Origin of the sequence: Acidaminococcus fermentans DSM 20731, from assembly GCF_000025305.1 — a bacterium.
GTDB lineage: Bacteria > Bacillota > Negativicutes > Acidaminococcales > Acidaminococcaceae > Acidaminococcus > Acidaminococcus fermentans.
Genome location: NC_013740.1, coordinates 1,693,993 through 1,711,457, shown reverse-complemented (window position 1 = coordinate 1,711,457; position 17,465 = coordinate 1,693,993). Strand labels below are relative to the sequence as shown.

The 17,465-nt window shown below is 55.0% G+C and carries 19 protein-coding genes and 1 tRNA gene; 9 read left to right on the top strand and 11 right to left on the bottom strand.

The genetic code is table 11. The annotated features are described in order from the left end of the window. Nucleotides 1-200: 200 nt before the first annotated feature. The 6 genes from arsB to ACFER_RS07860 form a co-directional block, all read right to left on the bottom strand. Nucleotides 201-1,244 (bottom strand): ACR3 family arsenite efflux transporter, encoded by a 1,044-nt coding sequence (arsB, locus tag ACFER_RS07885; RefSeq protein ID WP_012938894.1) that lies wholly within the window; start codon nucleotides 1,242-1,244, stop codon nucleotides 201-203. Then, the gene (locus ACFER_RS07880; protein ID WP_012938893.1) at nucleotides 1,241-1,657 is read right to left on the bottom strand and encodes an arsenate reductase/protein-tyrosine-phosphatase family protein; all 417 of its coding nucleotides are present in this window, start codon (nucleotides 1,655-1,657) and stop codon (nucleotides 1,241-1,243) included. Before ACFER_RS07880 ends, arsB begins: the two co-directional genes overlap by 4 nt. Further along, nucleotides 1,654-3,387: an arsenical pump-driving ATPase gene (gene arsA / locus ACFER_RS07875; protein ID WP_012938892.1), complete on the bottom strand. Its 1,734-nt coding sequence runs from the start codon at nucleotides 3,385-3,387 to the stop codon at nucleotides 1,654-1,656. The genes ACFER_RS07880 and arsA overlap by 4 nt, the downstream gene beginning before the upstream one ends. Nucleotides 3,388-3,402: 15 nt before the next feature. After that, the gene (arsD, locus tag ACFER_RS07870; protein ID WP_012938891.1) at nucleotides 3,403-3,888 is read right to left on the bottom strand and encodes an arsenite efflux transporter metallochaperone ArsD; all 486 of its coding nucleotides are present in this window, start codon (nucleotides 3,886-3,888) and stop codon (nucleotides 3,403-3,405) included. Between the two features lie 64 nt (nucleotides 3,889-3,952). Further along, entirely contained in the window at nucleotides 3,953-4,273 is a 321-nt protein-coding gene (locus ACFER_RS07865) for an ArsR/SmtB family transcription factor (protein WP_012938890.1), read from the bottom strand. A gap of 103 nt (nucleotides 4,274-4,376) precedes the next feature. Then, complete coding sequence (locus tag ACFER_RS07860; protein ID WP_012938889.1) at nucleotides 4,377-5,330, bottom strand: LysR family transcriptional regulator; 954 nt, start codon at nucleotides 5,328-5,330, stop codon at nucleotides 4,377-4,379. 151 nt (nucleotides 5,331-5,481) lie between these two features. Here ACFER_RS07860 and ACFER_RS11590 point away from each other — a divergent pair, with 151 nt between their 5' ends. From ACFER_RS11590 to ACFER_RS07840, 5 genes are all read left to right on the top strand, one after another. Then, on the top strand, nucleotides 5,482-5,622 hold the full coding sequence (locus ACFER_RS11590; RefSeq protein ID WP_012938888.1) for a hypothetical protein: 141 nt from the start codon (nucleotides 5,482-5,484) through the stop codon (nucleotides 5,620-5,622). Nucleotides 5,623-5,701: 79 nt separating this feature from the next. Further along, entirely contained in the window at nucleotides 5,702-6,112 is a 411-nt protein-coding gene (locus ACFER_RS07855; protein ID WP_012938887.1) for a VanZ family protein, read from the top strand. Nucleotides 6,113-6,133: 21 nt separating this feature from the next. Continuing rightward, a complete protein-coding gene (locus ACFER_RS07850; protein WP_012938886.1) occupies nucleotides 6,134-6,403 on the top strand; it encodes a hypothetical protein in 270 nt (89 codons plus the stop codon). Between the two features lie 163 nt (nucleotides 6,404-6,566). Further along, complete coding sequence (locus ACFER_RS07845; protein WP_012938885.1) at nucleotides 6,567-7,682, top strand: 5-methyltetrahydropteroyltriglutamate--homocysteine S-methyltransferase; 1,116 nt, start codon at nucleotides 6,567-6,569, stop codon at nucleotides 7,680-7,682. Nucleotides 7,683-7,791: 109 nt separating this feature from the next. Further along, a complete protein-coding gene (locus ACFER_RS07840; protein ID WP_012938884.1) occupies nucleotides 7,792-8,622 on the top strand; it encodes a MetQ/NlpA family ABC transporter substrate-binding protein in 831 nt (276 codons plus the stop codon). A 91-nt stretch (nucleotides 8,623-8,713) separates the two neighbouring features. Here ACFER_RS07840 and ACFER_RS07835 read toward each other — a convergent pair. Beyond that, nucleotides 8,714-8,799: transfer RNA gene (locus ACFER_RS07835), tRNA-Leu, on the bottom strand. Between the two features lie 76 nt (nucleotides 8,800-8,875). Beyond that, the gene (locus ACFER_RS07830; RefSeq protein WP_012938883.1) at nucleotides 8,876-9,691 is read right to left on the bottom strand and encodes a histidine racemase CntK family protein; all 816 of its coding nucleotides are present in this window, start codon (nucleotides 9,689-9,691) and stop codon (nucleotides 8,876-8,878) included. Between the two features lie 219 nt (nucleotides 9,692-9,910). Between ACFER_RS07830 and ACFER_RS07825 the strand changes: the two genes are divergently transcribed. Together ACFER_RS07825 and rbr are read left to right on the top strand one after the other, a co-directional pair. Beyond that, the gene (locus ACFER_RS07825) at nucleotides 9,911-11,068 is read left to right on the top strand and encodes a copper amine oxidase (RefSeq protein WP_143068699.1); all 1,158 of its coding nucleotides are present in this window, start codon (nucleotides 9,911-9,913) and stop codon (nucleotides 11,066-11,068) included. Between the two features lie 149 nt (nucleotides 11,069-11,217). Beyond that, nucleotides 11,218-11,760 (top strand): rubrerythrin, encoded by a 543-nt coding sequence (rbr, locus tag ACFER_RS07820; RefSeq protein WP_012938881.1) that lies wholly within the window; start codon nucleotides 11,218-11,220, stop codon nucleotides 11,758-11,760. Between the two features lie 36 nt (nucleotides 11,761-11,796). On the opposite strand, the gene bioB is transcribed toward rbr, so the two are convergent. Next, entirely contained in the window at nucleotides 11,797-12,777 is a 981-nt protein-coding gene (gene bioB / locus ACFER_RS07815; RefSeq protein WP_071818353.1) for a biotin synthase BioB, read from the bottom strand. A 111-nt stretch (nucleotides 12,778-12,888) separates the two neighbouring features. Here bioB and ACFER_RS07810 point away from each other — a divergent pair, with 111 nt between their 5' ends. Further along, entirely contained in the window at nucleotides 12,889-13,164 is a 276-nt protein-coding gene (locus tag ACFER_RS07810) for a thioredoxin domain-containing protein (protein ID WP_012938879.1), read from the top strand. Nucleotides 13,165-13,202: 38 nt separating this feature from the next. Here ACFER_RS07810 and ACFER_RS07805 read toward each other — a convergent pair whose 3' ends face one another. Both ACFER_RS07805 and nadE read right to left on the bottom strand, forming a co-directional pair. Next, entirely contained in the window at nucleotides 13,203-13,688 is a 486-nt protein-coding gene (locus ACFER_RS07805) for a QueT transporter family protein (protein ID WP_012938878.1), read from the bottom strand. After that, a complete protein-coding gene (gene nadE / locus ACFER_RS07800) occupies nucleotides 13,685-15,592 on the bottom strand; it encodes an NAD(+) synthase (protein ID WP_012938877.1) in 1,908 nt (635 codons plus the stop codon). Before nadE ends, ACFER_RS07805 begins: the two co-directional genes overlap by 4 nt. A 198-nt stretch (nucleotides 15,593-15,790) precedes the next feature. Between nadE and thrC the strand changes: the two genes are divergently transcribed. Continuing rightward, nucleotides 15,791-17,293 (top strand): threonine synthase, encoded by a 1,503-nt coding sequence (gene thrC / locus ACFER_RS07795; RefSeq protein ID WP_012938876.1) that lies wholly within the window; start codon nucleotides 15,791-15,793, stop codon nucleotides 17,291-17,293. The last annotated feature ends 172 nt before the right edge of the window (nucleotides 17,294-17,465 follow it).

Here is a 17,465-nt window from a genome sequence, read left to right as displayed (position 1 = left end):
CGACCTGCCCTGCGTGCAAAAAATTCTTTTCCAACCACTACTCGCTATCCACCAGCCACTGAAAAAGGGGGTGTGAAAAAATGCTTTTTCACACCCCGTCACTAGTCACTAGTCACTAGCTGATGGAAGCCAGCTGACGCTAGCAAAATAAAGGCGCTGTGGATGATTTTTTCACAGCGCCTTTACTCCCTATGTTTTTGTCAGTTGTGGTCCAGTTGTTTCCTGTTGGCAATTTTCACCAGGCTCAGCATCACGGGGACCTCTGTCAGCACGCCTACGGTGGTGGCCAGGGCGGCGGGGCTGGTAACTCCGAACAGGGCAATGGCCACGGCTACGGCCAGTTCGAAGAAGTTGGAGGCACCGACCATGCCGGCCGGAGCTGCAATGTCATGTGGCAGATGGAGCAGGTTGCTGGCGCCATAGGCGATGGCAAAGATCAGATAGGTTTGAAGGACCAGGGGAATGGCGATCAGCAGGATATGGAAGGGATTGGACAGGATGACCTGGGCCTGGGAACTGAAAATGATCACCAGGGTCAGCAGCAGTCCCCAGGTGGTTGCCTGATCGAATTTATGGACAAAGATCTGGTTGAAATAAGCAGCACCTTTCCGCTCTATGACGCTGATCCGGGTCAGGATCCCTCCGGCAAGGGGAATCACTACGAACAGGAAGATGCTCAGGAACAGCACGCTGTAGGGAACAGTTACATGGGATACACCCAACAGGTATTTGACAATGGGTACGAATGCCACCAGGATGATCAGATCATTGGTGGCTACCTGGACAACCGTATAAGCGGGATCTCCTTTGGTCAGGGTACTCCATACAAATACCATGGCCGTACAGGGAGCAGCACCCAGGAGAACGGCCCCGGCCAGATATTGGGTGGCCAGTTCCTCTGGAATGAATCCGTGGAATCCATGATAAAAGAAGAAGGCAGCCAGACCATACATGGTAAAGGGCTTGATCAGCCAGTTGGTAATCCAGGTGACAAACAGTCCTTTGGGATGGCGCCCTACCTCACGGATGCTTTGGAAATCCACCTTCATCATCATGGGATAGATCATGATCCAGATCAGGATGGCAATGGGTATGGAAATCCCGTCAATCTGGAGCCGGTCCAGGAAACGGGGCACCGCCGGCAGGAAATGGCCTATCAGGACTCCAGCCACCATGCAGAGGAATACCCAAAGAGAAAGATACCGTTGGAACGGGCTGATGCCCTGATCTTTACCTTCCTTCATTTTGTGACATCTCCTTTCATCTGATCCCGGAGGGACAGCACCTGGGACCGGATGGTTTCTATAATGGTACGGAACTCTGGATCTGGTTTGCCGGCCGGGTCAGGGATTTCCCAGGTCAGGGTCCTCACCCCGGGCAGTACCGGACATTGGACACCGCAGCCCATGGTCACCACCATGTCCAGCGTGGGCAGGGATTCCAGTCTTTTGGGGAACTGGCCTTCTTTTTCCATGTCGATCCGGTACAGTTCCTTCATCAACCGCTGGGCGGTTGGATGGATCCGTTCTGCCAGACAGGTACCGGCAGAACGGCTGACAAACACATCTTCTGCCAGGTGACGGCCAAAGGCTTCGGCCATCTGGCTCCGGCAGGAATTTTGGATACAGAGAAAAGCGACAACAGGTTTTCGGTTCATAATGTTTCCAGCACCTTTCCTTTGATTTCTGCCTGTTTCCAGGGAATCACTGCCGCACAGCCGCTGGCGTGGGCTGCCACCTGGTTGATCCAGGGGATTTCCCGGTCCGCTTTGGCCTTTAGCAGAGGGCTTTGGGCGGCAGTCTGGCTGAAGCACCGGTTGATGATCCACCAGCGGCTGTAGAGCCGGGTCCGTTTCAAATCTGCTTCCAGACGCAGGGCTTCATACACAGGAGTGGCTTCTGGCAGGGTGACGATCACCACTTCCGTTTCCGGCCCTTTCAGCCGGGGCAGTAGCTGCTGGACGGCAGGGGGAACAGCACCCCGGGTCCGGCGGATCTCCCGGTCGTAGTTTTCTGTGGATTCCAGGAGCAGCAGGGTATGGCCGGTTGGGGCAGTGTCGATGATGACAATCCGGTCCCCGGACCGGGCCACGATTTCTGCAAATGCCCGGAACACGGCGATTTCCTGGGTGCAGGGGGAACGGAGGTCTTCTTCGATGTAAGCCAGATCTCCTTCTTTCAGGCCATTTTTCCGGGCCTGGTCCAGGACTTCCTTCTGGTAGCGGCGGAGTTCAGCCTGCTCATCGATCTGGCACAGCTGGAGCCGGTCCGTCTGATCCAGGATTTCCTGGAGATGGCCGGCCGGGTCGGTGGTGGTGAGCAGTACCTGGTGTCCCTTTTGGGCCAGACGGAGAGCCAGGGAGGCCGCTACAGTGGTTTTTCCCACGCCGCCTTTGCCCATGGTGAAGATGACCTTCCGATGATTCCGCTCCAGATCTTCCGCCACCTCCTGGAGGGTGTAGACGGGAGCCTGTTGTTCCCGTCCGGCGACTGGGGCCACTTCCCCTTTCAGGAGAGCCCGTACATGGTCCAGGCCGGTCACATTGTAGCTCCGGAAGGGAATCTGCCAGGATGGCAGGATTTTCAGCCCCTGGGACATTTCTGCCAGAGCCATCTGCTGTTTGGCAAAAAGTTCTTTGGTGACCGGATCATCGGTTTTTTCCAGCAGCCCGTTGATGATCAGCTGCTGGTTGCCGATGCCCAGTTTGGCCAGTTCCCGGGATGCCCGGTCCGCTTCCAAAAGCGGAGGCCGGTCAGGACGGGCCACCAGAAGCAGGGTGGTCCGGCCAGGATCCGCCAGCGTTTCTACAGCCTGCCGGTACAGGGCCTTCCGGCTTTCCAGGCCGGACAGTTGACCCAGACAGGAGGCTCCGTGGGTACTGGTGCTGATAAACTGGCTCCAGGCAGAAGGCAGCTGGAGCATCCGCAGGGTATGGCCGGTGGGAGCTGTATCGAAAATGATCTTATCATAAGCTGTGGCCGTTTCCGGATCTGTGAGGAAATCCGTAAAGGCGTTGAAAGCAGCGATTTCGATGGTGCAGGAACCGGACAGCTGTTCTTCCATGTTCCGCAGGGCGGCTTCCGGCAGAATGCCTCGATAGGGACCCACCACGCTTTCCCGGTAGGCGGCAGCGGCCTTGACCGGATCCAGGTTGGCCGCTTCCAGCCCGGGGACACCGGGAATGGGAGTGGGTTTTTCTTTCAGTTCCAGAGAAAAGATGTCCTGGAGATTGGAGGCCGGGTCCGTGCTGACCAGCAGCACTTTCTGTCCGGCGTCGGCCAGAGCCACGGCGGTGGCACAGGCTGTGGAGGTCTTACCCACACCGCCTTTGCCGGTAAAGAACACATACTGGGTGCGGATGGCGGCAAAAGGATCATACAGTTCCATGAGGGCCTCCCTTTTTCAATGGCAGCAGCTGGAAGAGCTGGAACTGCAGCAGGAACCGGACGTTTCGCTGTCTTTCTTTTCTTCGCAGCAGCAGGAGGATCCGGTAACCGGTTCTTCTTCGCAGCAGCAGCAGGAGCCGGGTCCTTGTTTTTCGCTGTCCTGCCGGGCAGAGTCTTCGACCAGCAGGGCCGGATTGAAATCCAGCATCCGGGCAAATTCCTCATTGGTGGGGTAACGGCCGGTCATCCAGATTTTTCCATCTGCCAGGATCAGAGGCAGTTCCTCAGGCCCATGGTGCTGCAGGAATTCTGCGGCTGCCGGGGTCTGGATGAACTTGAGGGGCGCATTGCTCAGATTATACCGTTCCACCGGGATTCCGTGCTTTTCCAGAGTGTCCAGCACTGCAGAAATCCGCAGCAGTTCCGGATCGATGGAAGGACCGCAAAGTCCTGTAGGGCAGCACATGGCCTGTTCAAAAATCTGTACTTGTTTTCTTTCCATAATGGATTCCTCCCAGAAAATAAATTTATAGATTGAAATTTATCAATCTGTTAACGCAAAAAATTTACTGGCACTTGTGGCAGTTGCAGTCCGTCGGCTGGAGAGAGGGGATTTCCCGGAACAGGGCCCGGATCCGTTCTTCCAGTTCCCGGGCTGTGTTCCGGTTCAGGGTATAGTAGACCCATTTGCCTTCTTTCCGACCGGTGACCAGCCCCGCGTCGCACAGGATTTTCATATGGTGGGAAAGGGTGGGCTGGGACAGATGGAGATTTTCCAGCAGCACGCAGGCGCACCGTTCTCCTCCCTGGAGAAGTTCCAGGATGTGGAGACGGTTTTCGTCGCCCAGGGCCTTGAACTGTCGGGCTGTATGGGATAAAGATTCCATGGGATACTCTCCTTTCATATTGATAAATATAAATCTATTAGCTGCATTATAAGACGATTCCTGGAGATTGTCAAGAAGACCTGCTCGGCATATTTCCTCCGTTTTATCTGACTGTGGCAGCAGCTTTTTTCATATACTGGAGCAATGCTTCCGTGAAATCCTCCAGGTATCTGGGCCGTACCTGGGCTTTCAGGCGCAAAATGCTGGAACGCATGGTGTGGGTCTCATTGGCAATGTAAAAAGCCAGCAGGGGATCTTCCTGGCTCTTTTCCACTTCCCGGATCAAGGGGAAAGCCAGGATATCATTGCAGAAGGTGGCCGTATGCCCCAGACGGCACAGCTGGACCTGGGTACCGATGTCGCTGATGGAAATGGGCTGGGGACAATCCAGATGATTTTCCCGGAGACAGCTTTGGACCAGTTCCAGCAGGGTAATGTGCTCCCGGTTGCCAATCAGAGGAAAAGGGGAAAAGTCGCTCAGGGACAGGGTATCCCCTGAATTCCACTTTCCAGGAGTGGCCGGCCCCTGATAATATTGCAGGAAGAAGGAACGGGTTCCCACCACCATCAGCTGTTCCTTTCCGATGAGCAGTTCCTCCAGGAAGGGATCTGCCGGAGCATCCAGGCCCACCACCAGGTCCAGTTTCTGGGATTTCAGCAGCTGGATGTGGCGGACCGTATCCCCCAAAGTAATGGAAATGTGGACTTGGGGATACTCTTTGTGGAAAGTTTCCAGGAAACCCGGAAGCAGGAGCCGGGCCCGGGAGGTGCTGATTCCCAACCGGACTTCCCCGATTTCTCCGGCTTCGATTTCCTGGATCCGATGCTCCAGGTTCTCTTCCAGGTGCTGGATCTGCTGCAGGGTACTGACCAGGGCCTTTCCCGATTCTGTGAGCTGAAGATGCCGTCCTCGGAGAAACAGCTTGGTATGCAGCTGTTTTTCCAGTTTGCTGATATGTTCGCTGAGACACTGCTGGGTTACAAAGGCCCGTTTCGCTGCTTTGGTAAAATTCATTTCTTCCGCTGCCAGAAGAAACATTTTCTGTGCCAGTTCCATGGAACCGCCTCCTTTTTTGTATTATATCACAGGTGTTAACTTGTAGTAATGCTGAAATCTATTTGTTTTTCTTTGTAGCGATTCCATCGTATAATGAAGCCACAAAGGAAAACAAACCAAGCATCCAGTAAAAGGGAAGGGAGAGATCAGTATGGAAATGGTAGGATTGACTGTGTGGGAAATGAATCTGGGCTTCCGTCCCAAGGATTTCAAGAGCGTATGGGGTGCCCTCATCCAAAAGAACAGCCCGAAAAAAACCGGTGATGGGGTGGAAGGATCCAGTCATAAATGAGAGAAAAGAAGGTACTGCATTTTCCGTGCAGTACCTTCTTTTATGCTATAATTATACCCATCGGACAGGAGGTGGGGCTATGGGCCGCAGGCTGCTTTGGATACTGCTGGTACTGCTGCTGGGGTTCATCTGGGGACATTCCCTGCAGAACGGAAGGGTTTCCCAGGCAGAGAGCCAGTCGGTGCTCCATCTGGCCCTGAACCGATGGGGGACGCTGCCGGGCATGGGGTATCTGAATTTCTATACCATCCGGAAACTGGCCCATCTAACGGAATTCGCCGCCCTGGGCATGGTCTTGGAAGGGCTGGCTGGCCGGAGCTTCCTGGCGCTGCTCCTGGGGGGCACCGTGGGCGCGGTGGATGAATTCCTCCAGCTGTTCAGCCCGGACCGCAGTGCCCAGGTGTCCGATATCCTGCTGGATACCCTGGGCGTGCTGGCAGGAATCCTGCTGTGCCGGCTGCTCCGGTGGCTGTGGAAAAAGGGAAAATAAACAGGGAAAAGGAGACAGACTATGACCAGACTGGAACAACTGAGCCATGAACTGGTGGATGTGGTGGTAAACCTGGGATATCCGGCGGAACTGGGAGATCTGATGGCCCGGAATCTGGGAACGGAAAGTACCGTGGAACGGATGATCCAGTACCTGCTCCATGTCCAGCCGGCCACTGCGGAAGAAATGGTGGATGAAATGCTGGCCATCTGTGACGAAAGGGACAAATGGGTTCAGAAGAAAAAGAATGAGTACTACAACCGGAAGGTCAATGAATGGATCAACCGGTAAACGGGGAGTGCTGCACGGAACCTGCAGTACTCCTCTATTCTTTTTATCTATACCAATCCCAATCTTTTATCCATTATACAAAATTCCCGCTCTTTCTTATAATAAGACCCATGAAGAAACAACAACTATCTGATGGCTCAGAATACAGAGGGGGATTTTAAAAATGACTTTGCAGGCACCATTTCGTTTTGATATTGTAGGAAGTTTCCTGCGTCCGGACCGGATCAAAGAGGCCAGGGCCAGTTTTGCCCGGGGCGAGATTGCCGCCCTGGACCTGAAGCAGGTGGAAGATGAGGAGATCGCCAGGCTCATCGAAAAACAGAAGGCCGTCGGGCTCCACACCATCACCGACGGTGAATTCCGGCGGAGCTACTGGCACCTGGACTTTTTCTGGGGTTTCCAGGGAATCACCCACATTGAACTGGAACACGGCTACCAGTTCCACGGAGAGGAGACCACCCGGGGCACCGCCATCGTCACCGGGAAAATCGGCGGAGAAAATCATCCATTTGTGGAGCACTTCAAGTATGTAAAGGGATTTGAGGATGATGATACACTGGCCCGGCAGACCATGCCCGCGCCGGCACAGCTTCTGGCAGAACTGTACCGGGGAGACAACGGGAAAATCACCGATGCGGTGTATCCGGACCGGGAAGAGCTGCTCCAGGATATTGCCGCCGCCTACAGGCAGGTAATCCGGGATCTGTACCATGCCGGCTGCCGGAATATCCAGTTCGATGACTGCACCTGGGGCATGTTCTGCGATACGGAATACTGGAACAAGCGCCAGAAGGGAGCTGTTTCCCTGAAGGCCATTGCGGAGGAATACCTCAGATTGAACAATATGGCGTTGGAAGGCCGTCCGAAAGATCTGGTGATCACCACCCATGTATGCCGGGGCAATTACCATTCCACCTGGGCGGCCCGGGGCGGCTACGGCCCCATTGCGCCGCTGCTGTTCGGCAGGGAGAATGTGGATGCTTTTTATCTGGAATTCGATGATGAACGGTCCGGAAGCTTCGAACCGCTGAAGGAAGTGGTTCCCGGGAAAAAGGTGGTGTTGGGCCTCATTACCACCAAACGGCCGGAACTGGAAGACCGGGAACAGGTCATCGCCCGGATCCGGGAAGCGGCCCGGTATGTTCCCCTGGAAAACCTTTGCCTCAGTCCTCAGTGCGGTTTTGCCTCCTGCGAAATCGGCAACAGGCTGACGGAAGAACAGCAATGGGCCAAACTGGCTCTGGTCCGTTCCATTGTCCAGGAGGTCTGGGGAGAATAAGGGTCAGGGAGCTGCGCATATCCAGTCTCTTGACATCTTTCTCTTTTCCGTCTATGATATACACATCAATTACTAGTAAATTAATATGAATTAAAAGGGGAGCGATGAAATGAAAGGAAAGAAGAAACTTCTGTTGTTTTTGACGGGGATGGTAACGGCGGCACTGCTGGCAGCCGGCTGCGGCGGCAGCGGTGGGGACAAGAAAAGTGCAGGCAGCGGCAAGCCCATTAAAATCGGGGCGACCGCAGGGCCTCATGCGGATGTGGTCCATGCAGTGGCGGACGAAGCCAAGAAGCAGGGGATCAATATGGAAGTGGTGGAATTCTCCGATTACATCACCCCGGACAAAGCCCTGGCCGAAGGGGACCTGGATCTGAACAGCTATCAGCATGCGCCCTTCCTGGCCAACTTCAACAAGCAGAACGGCACCAAGCTGGTGCCCATCGGGAATACCATCCTGATGCGCATGGGGATCTACAGCGACAAGATCCATGACCTGAAAAATGTTCCGGAAGGGGCCACTGTGGCCATCCCGAATGATCCCACCAACGGGGGCCGGGGGCTGGTGCTTCTGGAAAAAGCCGGCCTGATCAAACTGAAACAGGGTGTGGGCTTTAAAGCCACGGTCAGCGATGTGGTGGAAAATCCCAAGAATCTGAAGTTCAAGGAACTGGAAGCGGCCCAGCTGCCCCGGAGCCTGGCGGATGTGGATCTGGCGGTGATCACCATGAATTATGTGATGAGTTCCGGCATGGATGTGAAGAAGCAGGGGCTGTTCTGGGAAAAGGACGATGAACCGCTGGCTGTGATGGTGCTGGCTGCCCGGGAAAAGGACAAAGACAAAGGGGAATACAAAAAAATCGCTGAAATCTTCCATTCCGAAGCGGTAAGAAAATTCATCGAGGAAAAATTCAAAGGAACCATTGTACCGGCAAAATGAGGGAAAATGCCTTTCCATCGGCCAGTGACCGTTGACAGCTGACAAAAAAAGAGATTGTTGCCTTAACAACAATCTCTTTCGTCTTTTCAATTGGTGCCGAAGGCCGGACTCGAACCGGCACGCTTTTAGGGCGCTTGATTTTGAGTCAAGTGCGTCTGCCAATTCCGCCACTTCGGCAAGCGTGATGGATATCACAACAAAAATATTCTATCATGGGTTTTGAAATGTTGTCAAGAGGGAAAGAGCCTCTGAATCAGGGTTTCTCTGTATCCTCCAGGGTTTCCGGTCCCAGCCGGACAGGGCCTCCGATGGTAATGGAAACCAGCTTTTCAGCCTGCCAGTCCGTTTCGATGTCGATACGTCCGCCCGGTTCCTGGAGAGTGGCCGCCAGGGACCGTTTCTGCCGCTGGGTCAGGGCCGCAGCCACGGCAGCGGACCCGCTGCCACAGCTGTTTTCATGGTAAAGGGTACCGGTGGCAGAAACATACACAATGGGGATCACTTTCAGGGTGCTCATTTCCACCAGCATCAGGCCGTAGGCCTCCGGTTCCTCTCCCCGGGAAATTTCCCGCTGGAGGGAATAGAACAGCTGGTCCTGGTCCACTTCATCCACATTCAGGGTAAAATACACATAGTGGGTGATTCCGGGAAACACCACTTCCTGACATTCCACGCTTTCCCGTTCGTAGGACAGGCGGATTTTTTTCATGGACAGGGGCGGGGGCAGCTGGACGCTGGCCTCGTACAGGTTCTCCCGGACTTTTTTGGCCCGGACGGGCAGCGGGACGGGACAGCCGCTGCAGGTGACCTGGAATTCTCCTTCCTTCTCCCCATTGAAGTAAAGGGCACAGGCACCTGCCGAACGGGTGGCATTGCCGCAGAATTCCCCTCCCATCATTTCCACCTGGGGCTGCCCTTCTTTGATGGACAGACAGCCTGCCTGCTCCACGGAAGGGTGGAGAGTCAGCAACTGGCGGTTCAGTTCCTTGCGGTCTTTCTGTGGGACCGGATCCAGCACATATAAAGTGACGTTGCCGCTGGGATCGGCCTGCATGGTACGGACTTTCATAGGCAACTTCCTTTCTGATAAAAATCATGACGCCATGATTTCATAAACGGTTCTTATAAATAAATCCTATATTTCATATTATAGCGGCTTGCCATGCTTTATACAAGGGAAAAAAGCGGACTTTTTGATAATTTCTGAAAATAACAAGCATATCAGGATTTTGTGATAGAATAAGGAATATGTTTCTTGCAAACAGACTTTTAAATACAGGAGGGGCCATTGTTGCAGTATCGTCAATCAATCTGGAGTTGGCTCTGCGCCGGCCTGGCTCTGCTGTTCCCGTTGGGAGCGCAGGCCTCGGTGCAGGATCTGGCCTGGCAGGACGGGGTGCCGTCCTATCAGGAAGTAAAGGGAACCATCACCCATGACGGACCCAAGCTGATTTTTTCGGACAGTCCGGAAATGGTGGGGAAAACCGGGATTATGTACCGGGATACGGTGGAAGGGCCGGTCCGGCTGTTCTTCCATCATGTGAATGACACATCCACGGACAAACGGCTGGCTGTGCTGCTGCGGCGGACTACCCTGCGGCCCAGTCTGGTAAGCTTCGGGAAAACCGGGATCTCCCGGCCCAATGAGGACTGGCTGGCTGCGGGCAAGGAAGCCCAGGAACGGTATTACAGTGCGGCGCCCAACGGAAGGAAATTCTTCCTCAGCGAACCCCGGGACATCCTGAACAACGGGAGAGGATACATCCTCCATCCCCAGGAACTGGTCACCGGGATCGTGGACCTGGATTTTGCACGGCCGGTGGAAGTTTCCTTCATTATGATGCCGGTGGAGGCGGATCCCCGGATTTCTGCAGAAGTCTATGCCATCCTGCCTCCGGATGAAGGGGGCCATGTGCTCCGGGGCACGTTTGAAGGGGCGGATGCCCATGTGACCCTGCCGGAAGCCTTTGACACGGAAAGCGGAACCATCTGGGGCGTGGAACTGGCCGATGACAATCGGGATCCCTATGTGCGGGGCGTGGACGTGACCCGGAACGCTCCTGTGGTGAATTACGGGAACTATGGGGTCATGTACGATGTGGACTTCCGGACCCGGGGAAAAAATGACACCCGGCTCCGGTTCAATCCCTATGGAGGGGCTTATGCAGGCTTCGGGGTGCTGACGGTCCAGGGGCAGACCGCCCGGTACATCCGGATCCCGGACAATGGGCTTTCCTTTGGCTGGGACCATGATGGGGAGACTATGAAGCTGGGACAGGTGCCGGCAGGGAAAAGCGCGGCCTTCTATTTTTCACCCCCCGGTTCTTCCAACCTGCCGGTGCGGATCTTCCTGGAAGGGGTCCATGGACCCCGGGACGGGAAAAAGTCCGGCAGGGTCCGGACCGCCAAAGAAATCCTGGCAGAGCGGATGGCCAGAAAAGAATAGGATACAAATCAAACTAAACGAAAATAATTATTAAAAAGCCTTGACTATTTTCTACTTCTATTGTATTATAAGGATGTCAAAGAAATGATGTCCCAAAGGGGTGTGGTTCTTCGTTCCGGGGAACCCGAGAGAAAAAGGAGGATTTGACAATGGCTGAATTGAAAGGTTCTCAAACTGAAAAAAACTTATGGACTGCGTTTGCCGGTGAATCCCAGGCATACAATAAATATGGCTATTATGCCAGTGTAGCCAAGAAGGAAGGGTACGAACGGGTTGCCCAGAACTTCCTGGAAACTTCCGGCAATGAAAAAGAACATGCCAAGATCTGGTTCAAGGCTCTCCATGGTGGTTCCATCCCTGATACGGTGGCCAACCTGAAAGATGCCGCTGCCGGCGAAAACTACGAATGGACGGAAATGTACAAGGAATTCGCTGAAACCGCTGAAAAAGAAGGGTTCAAGGATCTGGCCTACAAGTTCAAGGCTGTGGGTGCCATTGAAAAGCACCATGAAGAACGGTACAGAGCCCTGCTGCAGAAAGTGGAAGACGGGACCATGTTCCAGCGCAGTGAAAAGACCGTATGGATCTGCTCCAACTGCGGCCATATCGTGGAAGCGGAAAAAGCTCCGGAAGTCTGCCCGGTGTGCGCTCATCCCAAATCCTATTTCATGGTCAACTGCGAATGCTTCTGATGGTATAAAAAAAGGACCCGTCCAGGGTCCTTTTTTTTACCGGTTGGTCATCCCCAGTTCTTTCAGCATCTCCATGTCTTCCTTGATGGTGGTGCCGCTGGTGGTGAGCATGTTGCCGGTAATGGAGGCGGAGGCGCCGGCTTTCAGTGCGGTGGCTCCGTTCTGGGGCAGCAGCTTCCGGCCGGCTGCCAGACGGATGTTGGCGGTGGGGTTGATGAACCGGAAAAGGGCAATGGTCCGGAGAATGTCTTCTGCGGGCAGGGGCTTGCGGCCTTCCATGCCGGTGCCGGGAATGGCCATCAGGGCATTGATGGGAATGGATTCGATGCCCAGGCTCTGCAGGGTGAAGGCCATGTCCAGCCGGTCCTGCCAGGTTTCGCCCATGCCGATGATGCCCCCGGAGCAGACGCACATCCCTTCGGCCTGGGCCGCTTTGATGGTGCGGATCCGGTCCTCGAAGGTATGGCTGGTGCAGATCTGGGGGAAGTACCGGCGGGAGGTTTCGATGTTGTGGTGGTAGCTGGTGACGCCGGCTTCCCGGAGTTTCCGGAACTGTTCCTGGCTGAGGATGCCGTGGGAGGCGCAAAGGTCGATGGTCAGATCCTTTTTCATGGCCCGGTAGATGGCCAGGGCTTTTTCAAAATCTTTGCCGGTCAGGGCCCGTCCGGAGGTGACCATGGCAAACCGGTTGGCGCCGGCGTCCTGGTCGGCTTTGGCGGTTTTCATCACTTCTTCTTTGGAGAGGAAGCCGTATTCTTCACAGCCGGTATGGTGGCAGGCCGCCTGGGCACAGTATTTGCAGTTTTCTCCACAGCGGCCGCTCCGGGCGTTGATGATGGTGCAGAAATCCACATGGTTTCCGCAGAAGTGCTGCTGGATACGCCCGGCTTCTTCCTGGAGTTCTTCCAGAGGCTGGGTCAGGAGTTCCTGGACTTCCGGGTCTTCCGGTTTCAGCCGGTAACCCTCCACAATCCGGTCCGTCAGTGCACGCAAAGCTTCTCTCTTCAATGATCTCATCCCTTCTGGTATAATATGGTTATCATTATAAAGAAGGATTTTTCCGAGGTCAACGTTTTAAAAATACAGGTTAACGCAAATCATTTGCGGATATGAAAAGGAGGCAATACAATGGAACTGCTTTTTATCTACATGGATGGATGCCCTTACTGCCGGCTGGCCAATGAAGTGCTGGAGGATCTGTTTGCGACCCATCCGGAATACAAAAAGATCCCCCTGGTGAAGGTGAATGAAAACCGGGAACCGGAAAAACTGAAGGGCCGGAACTATTATTATGTGCCCACCTTCTTTTATGGGGATGAGAAAATCTACGAAGCCCAGCCGGGGGACGGCCGGGAAAAAATGGAAAAGATCCTGGGAGAGTTTTTCCAAAAGGTGAGTGAATGAAAAATGGAGGCTGTCGCGTGAGCAACAGCCTCCATTTTTTATTCTACCAATATCCTCCTGCAGGTTTCGTTTTTCAGGACCATTTTCAGCAGTATATTTCCCAGTACGGTGACGCTGAGGAATTCGCCGGCGCCAATGTAGGCCATGGCCGCTCCCAGGGACAGGTCCGGAGGCAGCTGGGCCAGGAAATCCAGCTCGGCCCCGATCACCACCCCGTTGCTGAGCACCGGGCACAGGGAAGCCAGGAGAGGGCTCTTCAGCCGGTGCATGGGCCAGATCCCCAGAAAAGTGGCCAGGGTCCCCAGCACCATGTCCGGCAGTCCAAAGGGACTGCCCACATTGGCCAGGAAGCAGCCGATGGTAAGGCCGGGGATCCACCGCCGGCTGCAGAAGGCCAGCAGGGTGAGGCATTCGGAAAGACGCACCTGGATGGGACCGTAGCTGAAAGGGGCCAGACCCAGGGTCAGGGCCGCATAGATGGCGGCCAGCAGGGCGTTCCGCAGCAGCCAGGGCTGGCGGTTCATGCCTGTTCTCCCAGGGCCAGGGCCTTCATTTCCCTGTATTTCCGGGAATAGAAAGGTTTCAGCTGGGCTTCCCGGTGGTCATAGCCATAGGCCCGTTTGGAAATGGTCAGGATGGGCGGAGCCTGGATCCGTTTGGCCACCGCCAGGCCGCAGAACAGTTTCCACCACCGTTCCAGGTCATCAATAAAGGATCGGACATCCGGGAACAGCTGCCGGACCAGGCCTTTTTCGCAGCCCAGATGGTCTTCCAGGGTGCCTTCCAGGTACCAGCCCAGCAATTCTTCCGGCGAGGTTTTGTTCCAGCTTTCCACAAAGGCCTGGAGCAGGTAATCATGGTAGGGATACACCAGCGGGTCTCCACCGGTCCCCACGGTCTGGGCGGCGGACAGTTCCGCACTGGGTTTGATCTTGAAGATTTCGTCCGGGATCACTTCCCGGCGGAACACTTCTTCATTGAGATACCGGCCCAATCCATAGACCTGGTGCTTCCACAGGTCGCCGATCAGTGCCAGCACCCCGGCAATGTCCCCGTAGAAGGTAGCGTAGCCCACGGTCATTTCCGCTTTGTTGGAGTTGCAGGAGAACCCGCCCCCGAACAGGGAAGCCAGACCGGCCAGCACCCGGGCACCCCGGTCCCGGGCCTGGATGTTCTCGGCGGCAAAAGGGGTTACTTTCAGGTGGAAATCGTTTCCGGTGGCATAGTTGTGGATGTCCGTACTGCTGAACTGGAGGATGGTCTTGTCCACCACTTCCTGGATGGGCAGGATGGCGTAGCTGGCCCCCAGGGCTTCCGCCATTTTCTGGGCCAGGTTTTTGGTCAGATCGGAATTGTACTGGCTGGGCATGTTCACCAGGAGCACATTTTCCGGACCCAGGATATCCACGTAGAAAGCGGCGGTGACGGCGGAGTCGATGCCTCCGGAAACCCCGATGGTCATCTTTCGGATCCCCAGCTGGTCCAGGAACAGGGAGGCCCCGTAGCGCAGGGACCGGTAGATTTCCTGGGCATCGGACAAGGGTTCCTGGAGTCCCCGTTCTCCCTGGATGGAACCGGTATCCGGATTCCACAGGCTCACCAGCAGATCTTCCTGGAAGGCCGGAGAATCGGTGACCATCTCTCCCCGTGCATCGTACATGCAGCTGCAGCCATCGTAGGTGAACACGTTCTTCCCGTTGTTCTGGATTCCCACATTGTTGCAGTACACCAGGGGGATGGCACAGGAACGGGACTGGTTCACGAACAGGTCATGGCGTTTCCGGTTCTTGTGGAAGGTGTAGGGAGAACAGGACAGGTTGCAGAGGATCTGGGCCCCGTTCTTCTTCAGCAGCTCCGGTACATTATAATGATAGTTTTCCGTCCAGCCGTCTTCGCACAAAAGGACCCCCAGTTTCAGCTCCCGGCCCCGGAGGGTAAGGGAGACCGGCTTCACCAGGTCTTCGATGGTCACATCCGGCCCCAGTTCCGGCAGCAGTTTGGCGATGCTGTGGAAGTACCGGCTGTCGTCGAATTCCCGGTAGTCCGGCAGGGAAGTCTTGCTGATGAAGGGGTAGGGCAGGCCGCCCCGGAGGAGTTTTCCGTCCTGGGCCACAAAAGCGGCATTGTACTTCCGCACCCGGCCGTCTTCATTGACTTTGGCAGGGTCGGTGGCAATGTTTCCGAAAATTACGCACAGGCCTTCACTGGCGGCGATAATCTCCCGGCCCCAGGCTTCGCAGTCCTGGAGAAAGGCACTCTGTTCCCACAGGTCGCCCAGGAGATAGCCGGGGACCATCAGTTCCGGCAGGAGCAGGATGTCCACCTGGGCTGCCCGGGCTTTGGCTATGGCCTGGAGGGCTTTCCGGGTGTTGGCTTCCGGATTGCCCGGTTCGATTTGGATTTGCGCACAAGCAATTTTAACGTCCATTTGTCTCTCGCTCCATAAATTGATATAATGAACTGAACTGCTTCCATTATAACAAAAGGGAACGGGATAGGAAAGCCGTCCGGCCTCCGGGGGACCGGATGAAATGCGAACAAAGAAAATATTTGAACGGGAATTGTTGCGTATATACAGTTCTTATGCTATGATTTGAATTGCGATATGCAGAAAGTAGGGGGGACTATGTTATACATTAGTACAAGAGGGAAAACTGACATGGTGAGCTCGGCTCACGCCATTTCCAATGGCCTGGCGGCAGACGGTGGACTGTTCGTCCCCAAGGAATTTCCGCCCATCAGCCTGGCTGAAATCGATGCCATGCGGGAAGCACCCTACAGTGCCCGGGCACTGACGGTACTGGCCCGTTTTCTGACGGATTACAGCGAAGATGAACTGAAAAACTGTGTGGAAACGGCTTACAGCAAGGAACGGTTCGGGGATTTCCCGGCACCGCTGCACCTTCTGAAAGACAACCTGGACGTACTGGAACTGTGGCATGGCCCCACTTGTGCGTTTAAAGACATGGCCCTGCAGATTCTGCCTCTGTTCCTGACCAAGGCGGTCCAGAAGACCGGGGAACAGAAAAAACTGGTGATCCTGGTGGCCACTTCCGGGGATACCGGGAAAGCGGCCATGGCTGGGTTCGCCGATGTGCCGGAAACGGAGGTCATCGTGTTCTATCCCCAGGAGGGGGTCAGCGACATCCAGAAACTCCAGATGGTGACCCAGCGGGGAGCCAATGTCCATGCCGTGGCCGTGGAAGGGAACTTCGACGATGCCCAGACCGGGGTGAAGATTCTGTTCGGCAGCCGGCCTCTGGCGGAAGAACTCCAGGCCCACGGCTGTGCCTTCTCTTCGGCCAACTCCATCAACTGGGGACGGCTGGTGCCCCAGATCGTGTACTATTTCAGTGCCTATGCGGATGCGGTGAACAGTGGCCGGATCGAAAACGGGGCCCCTGTGAACTTTGCCGTGCCCACCGGGAACTTCGGGGACATCCTGGCCGGGTTCTATGCCAAACTGATGGGGCTGCCGGTGAACAAGTTCATCTGTGCTTCCAACAGCAACAATGTGCTGACGGACTTCATCAATACCGGGGTCTACAACCGGAAGCGTCCGTTCCACAAGACCATTTCTCCCTCCATGGATATCCTGGTTTCCAGCAACCTGGAACGGCTGTTGTTCGAAGAAACCGACCATAATGCAGTCCAGGTGGCGGAATGGATGAAGGAACTGAACGAAAAGGGCGAATACAAGATCGGCACGGAACTCCAGAACAAGATTTTGAAGGATTTCTTCGGCACCTGGGTGGACGAAGTGGAAACCCGGGAAACCATCGGGGATGTGTACAACAACTATGGCTATGTGATGGATCCCCATACGGCGGTGGCCTACAAGGCCATGGAAAAGTACCGGCTGATGACCGGGGACGAAACCTACAGCATCGTGCTGAGTACCGCCAGCCCCTTCAAGTTCAATGATGTGGTCCTGGCCTCCATCGATCCGGACACCTACGAAGGAAAGGCACTGGATCCTTTCGTGGCCATGGACGATTTGAGCCGGCTGGCCAAGATGCCCATCCCGGCCGGGATGCAGGAACTGTCCAAGCTCCAGAAACGCCAGAGCGATGTGGTGGACAAGACCCGGATGGAAGCGGAAGTGAAGAAGCTGCTGGGTCTGGAATAAAAGTGGTCACTGTATATACGGGAGTGCTGCACCCAATGTGCGGCACTCCTTTGTTATATCCGCCATAAGCCTGAATTTATGGATAAGTGTAACTTTTGTTTCACTCTTACTTAAAAATATACAGTTCCCGGCTTATTTTTTCTTATAAAATATGGTATGATAGAGGGCATGT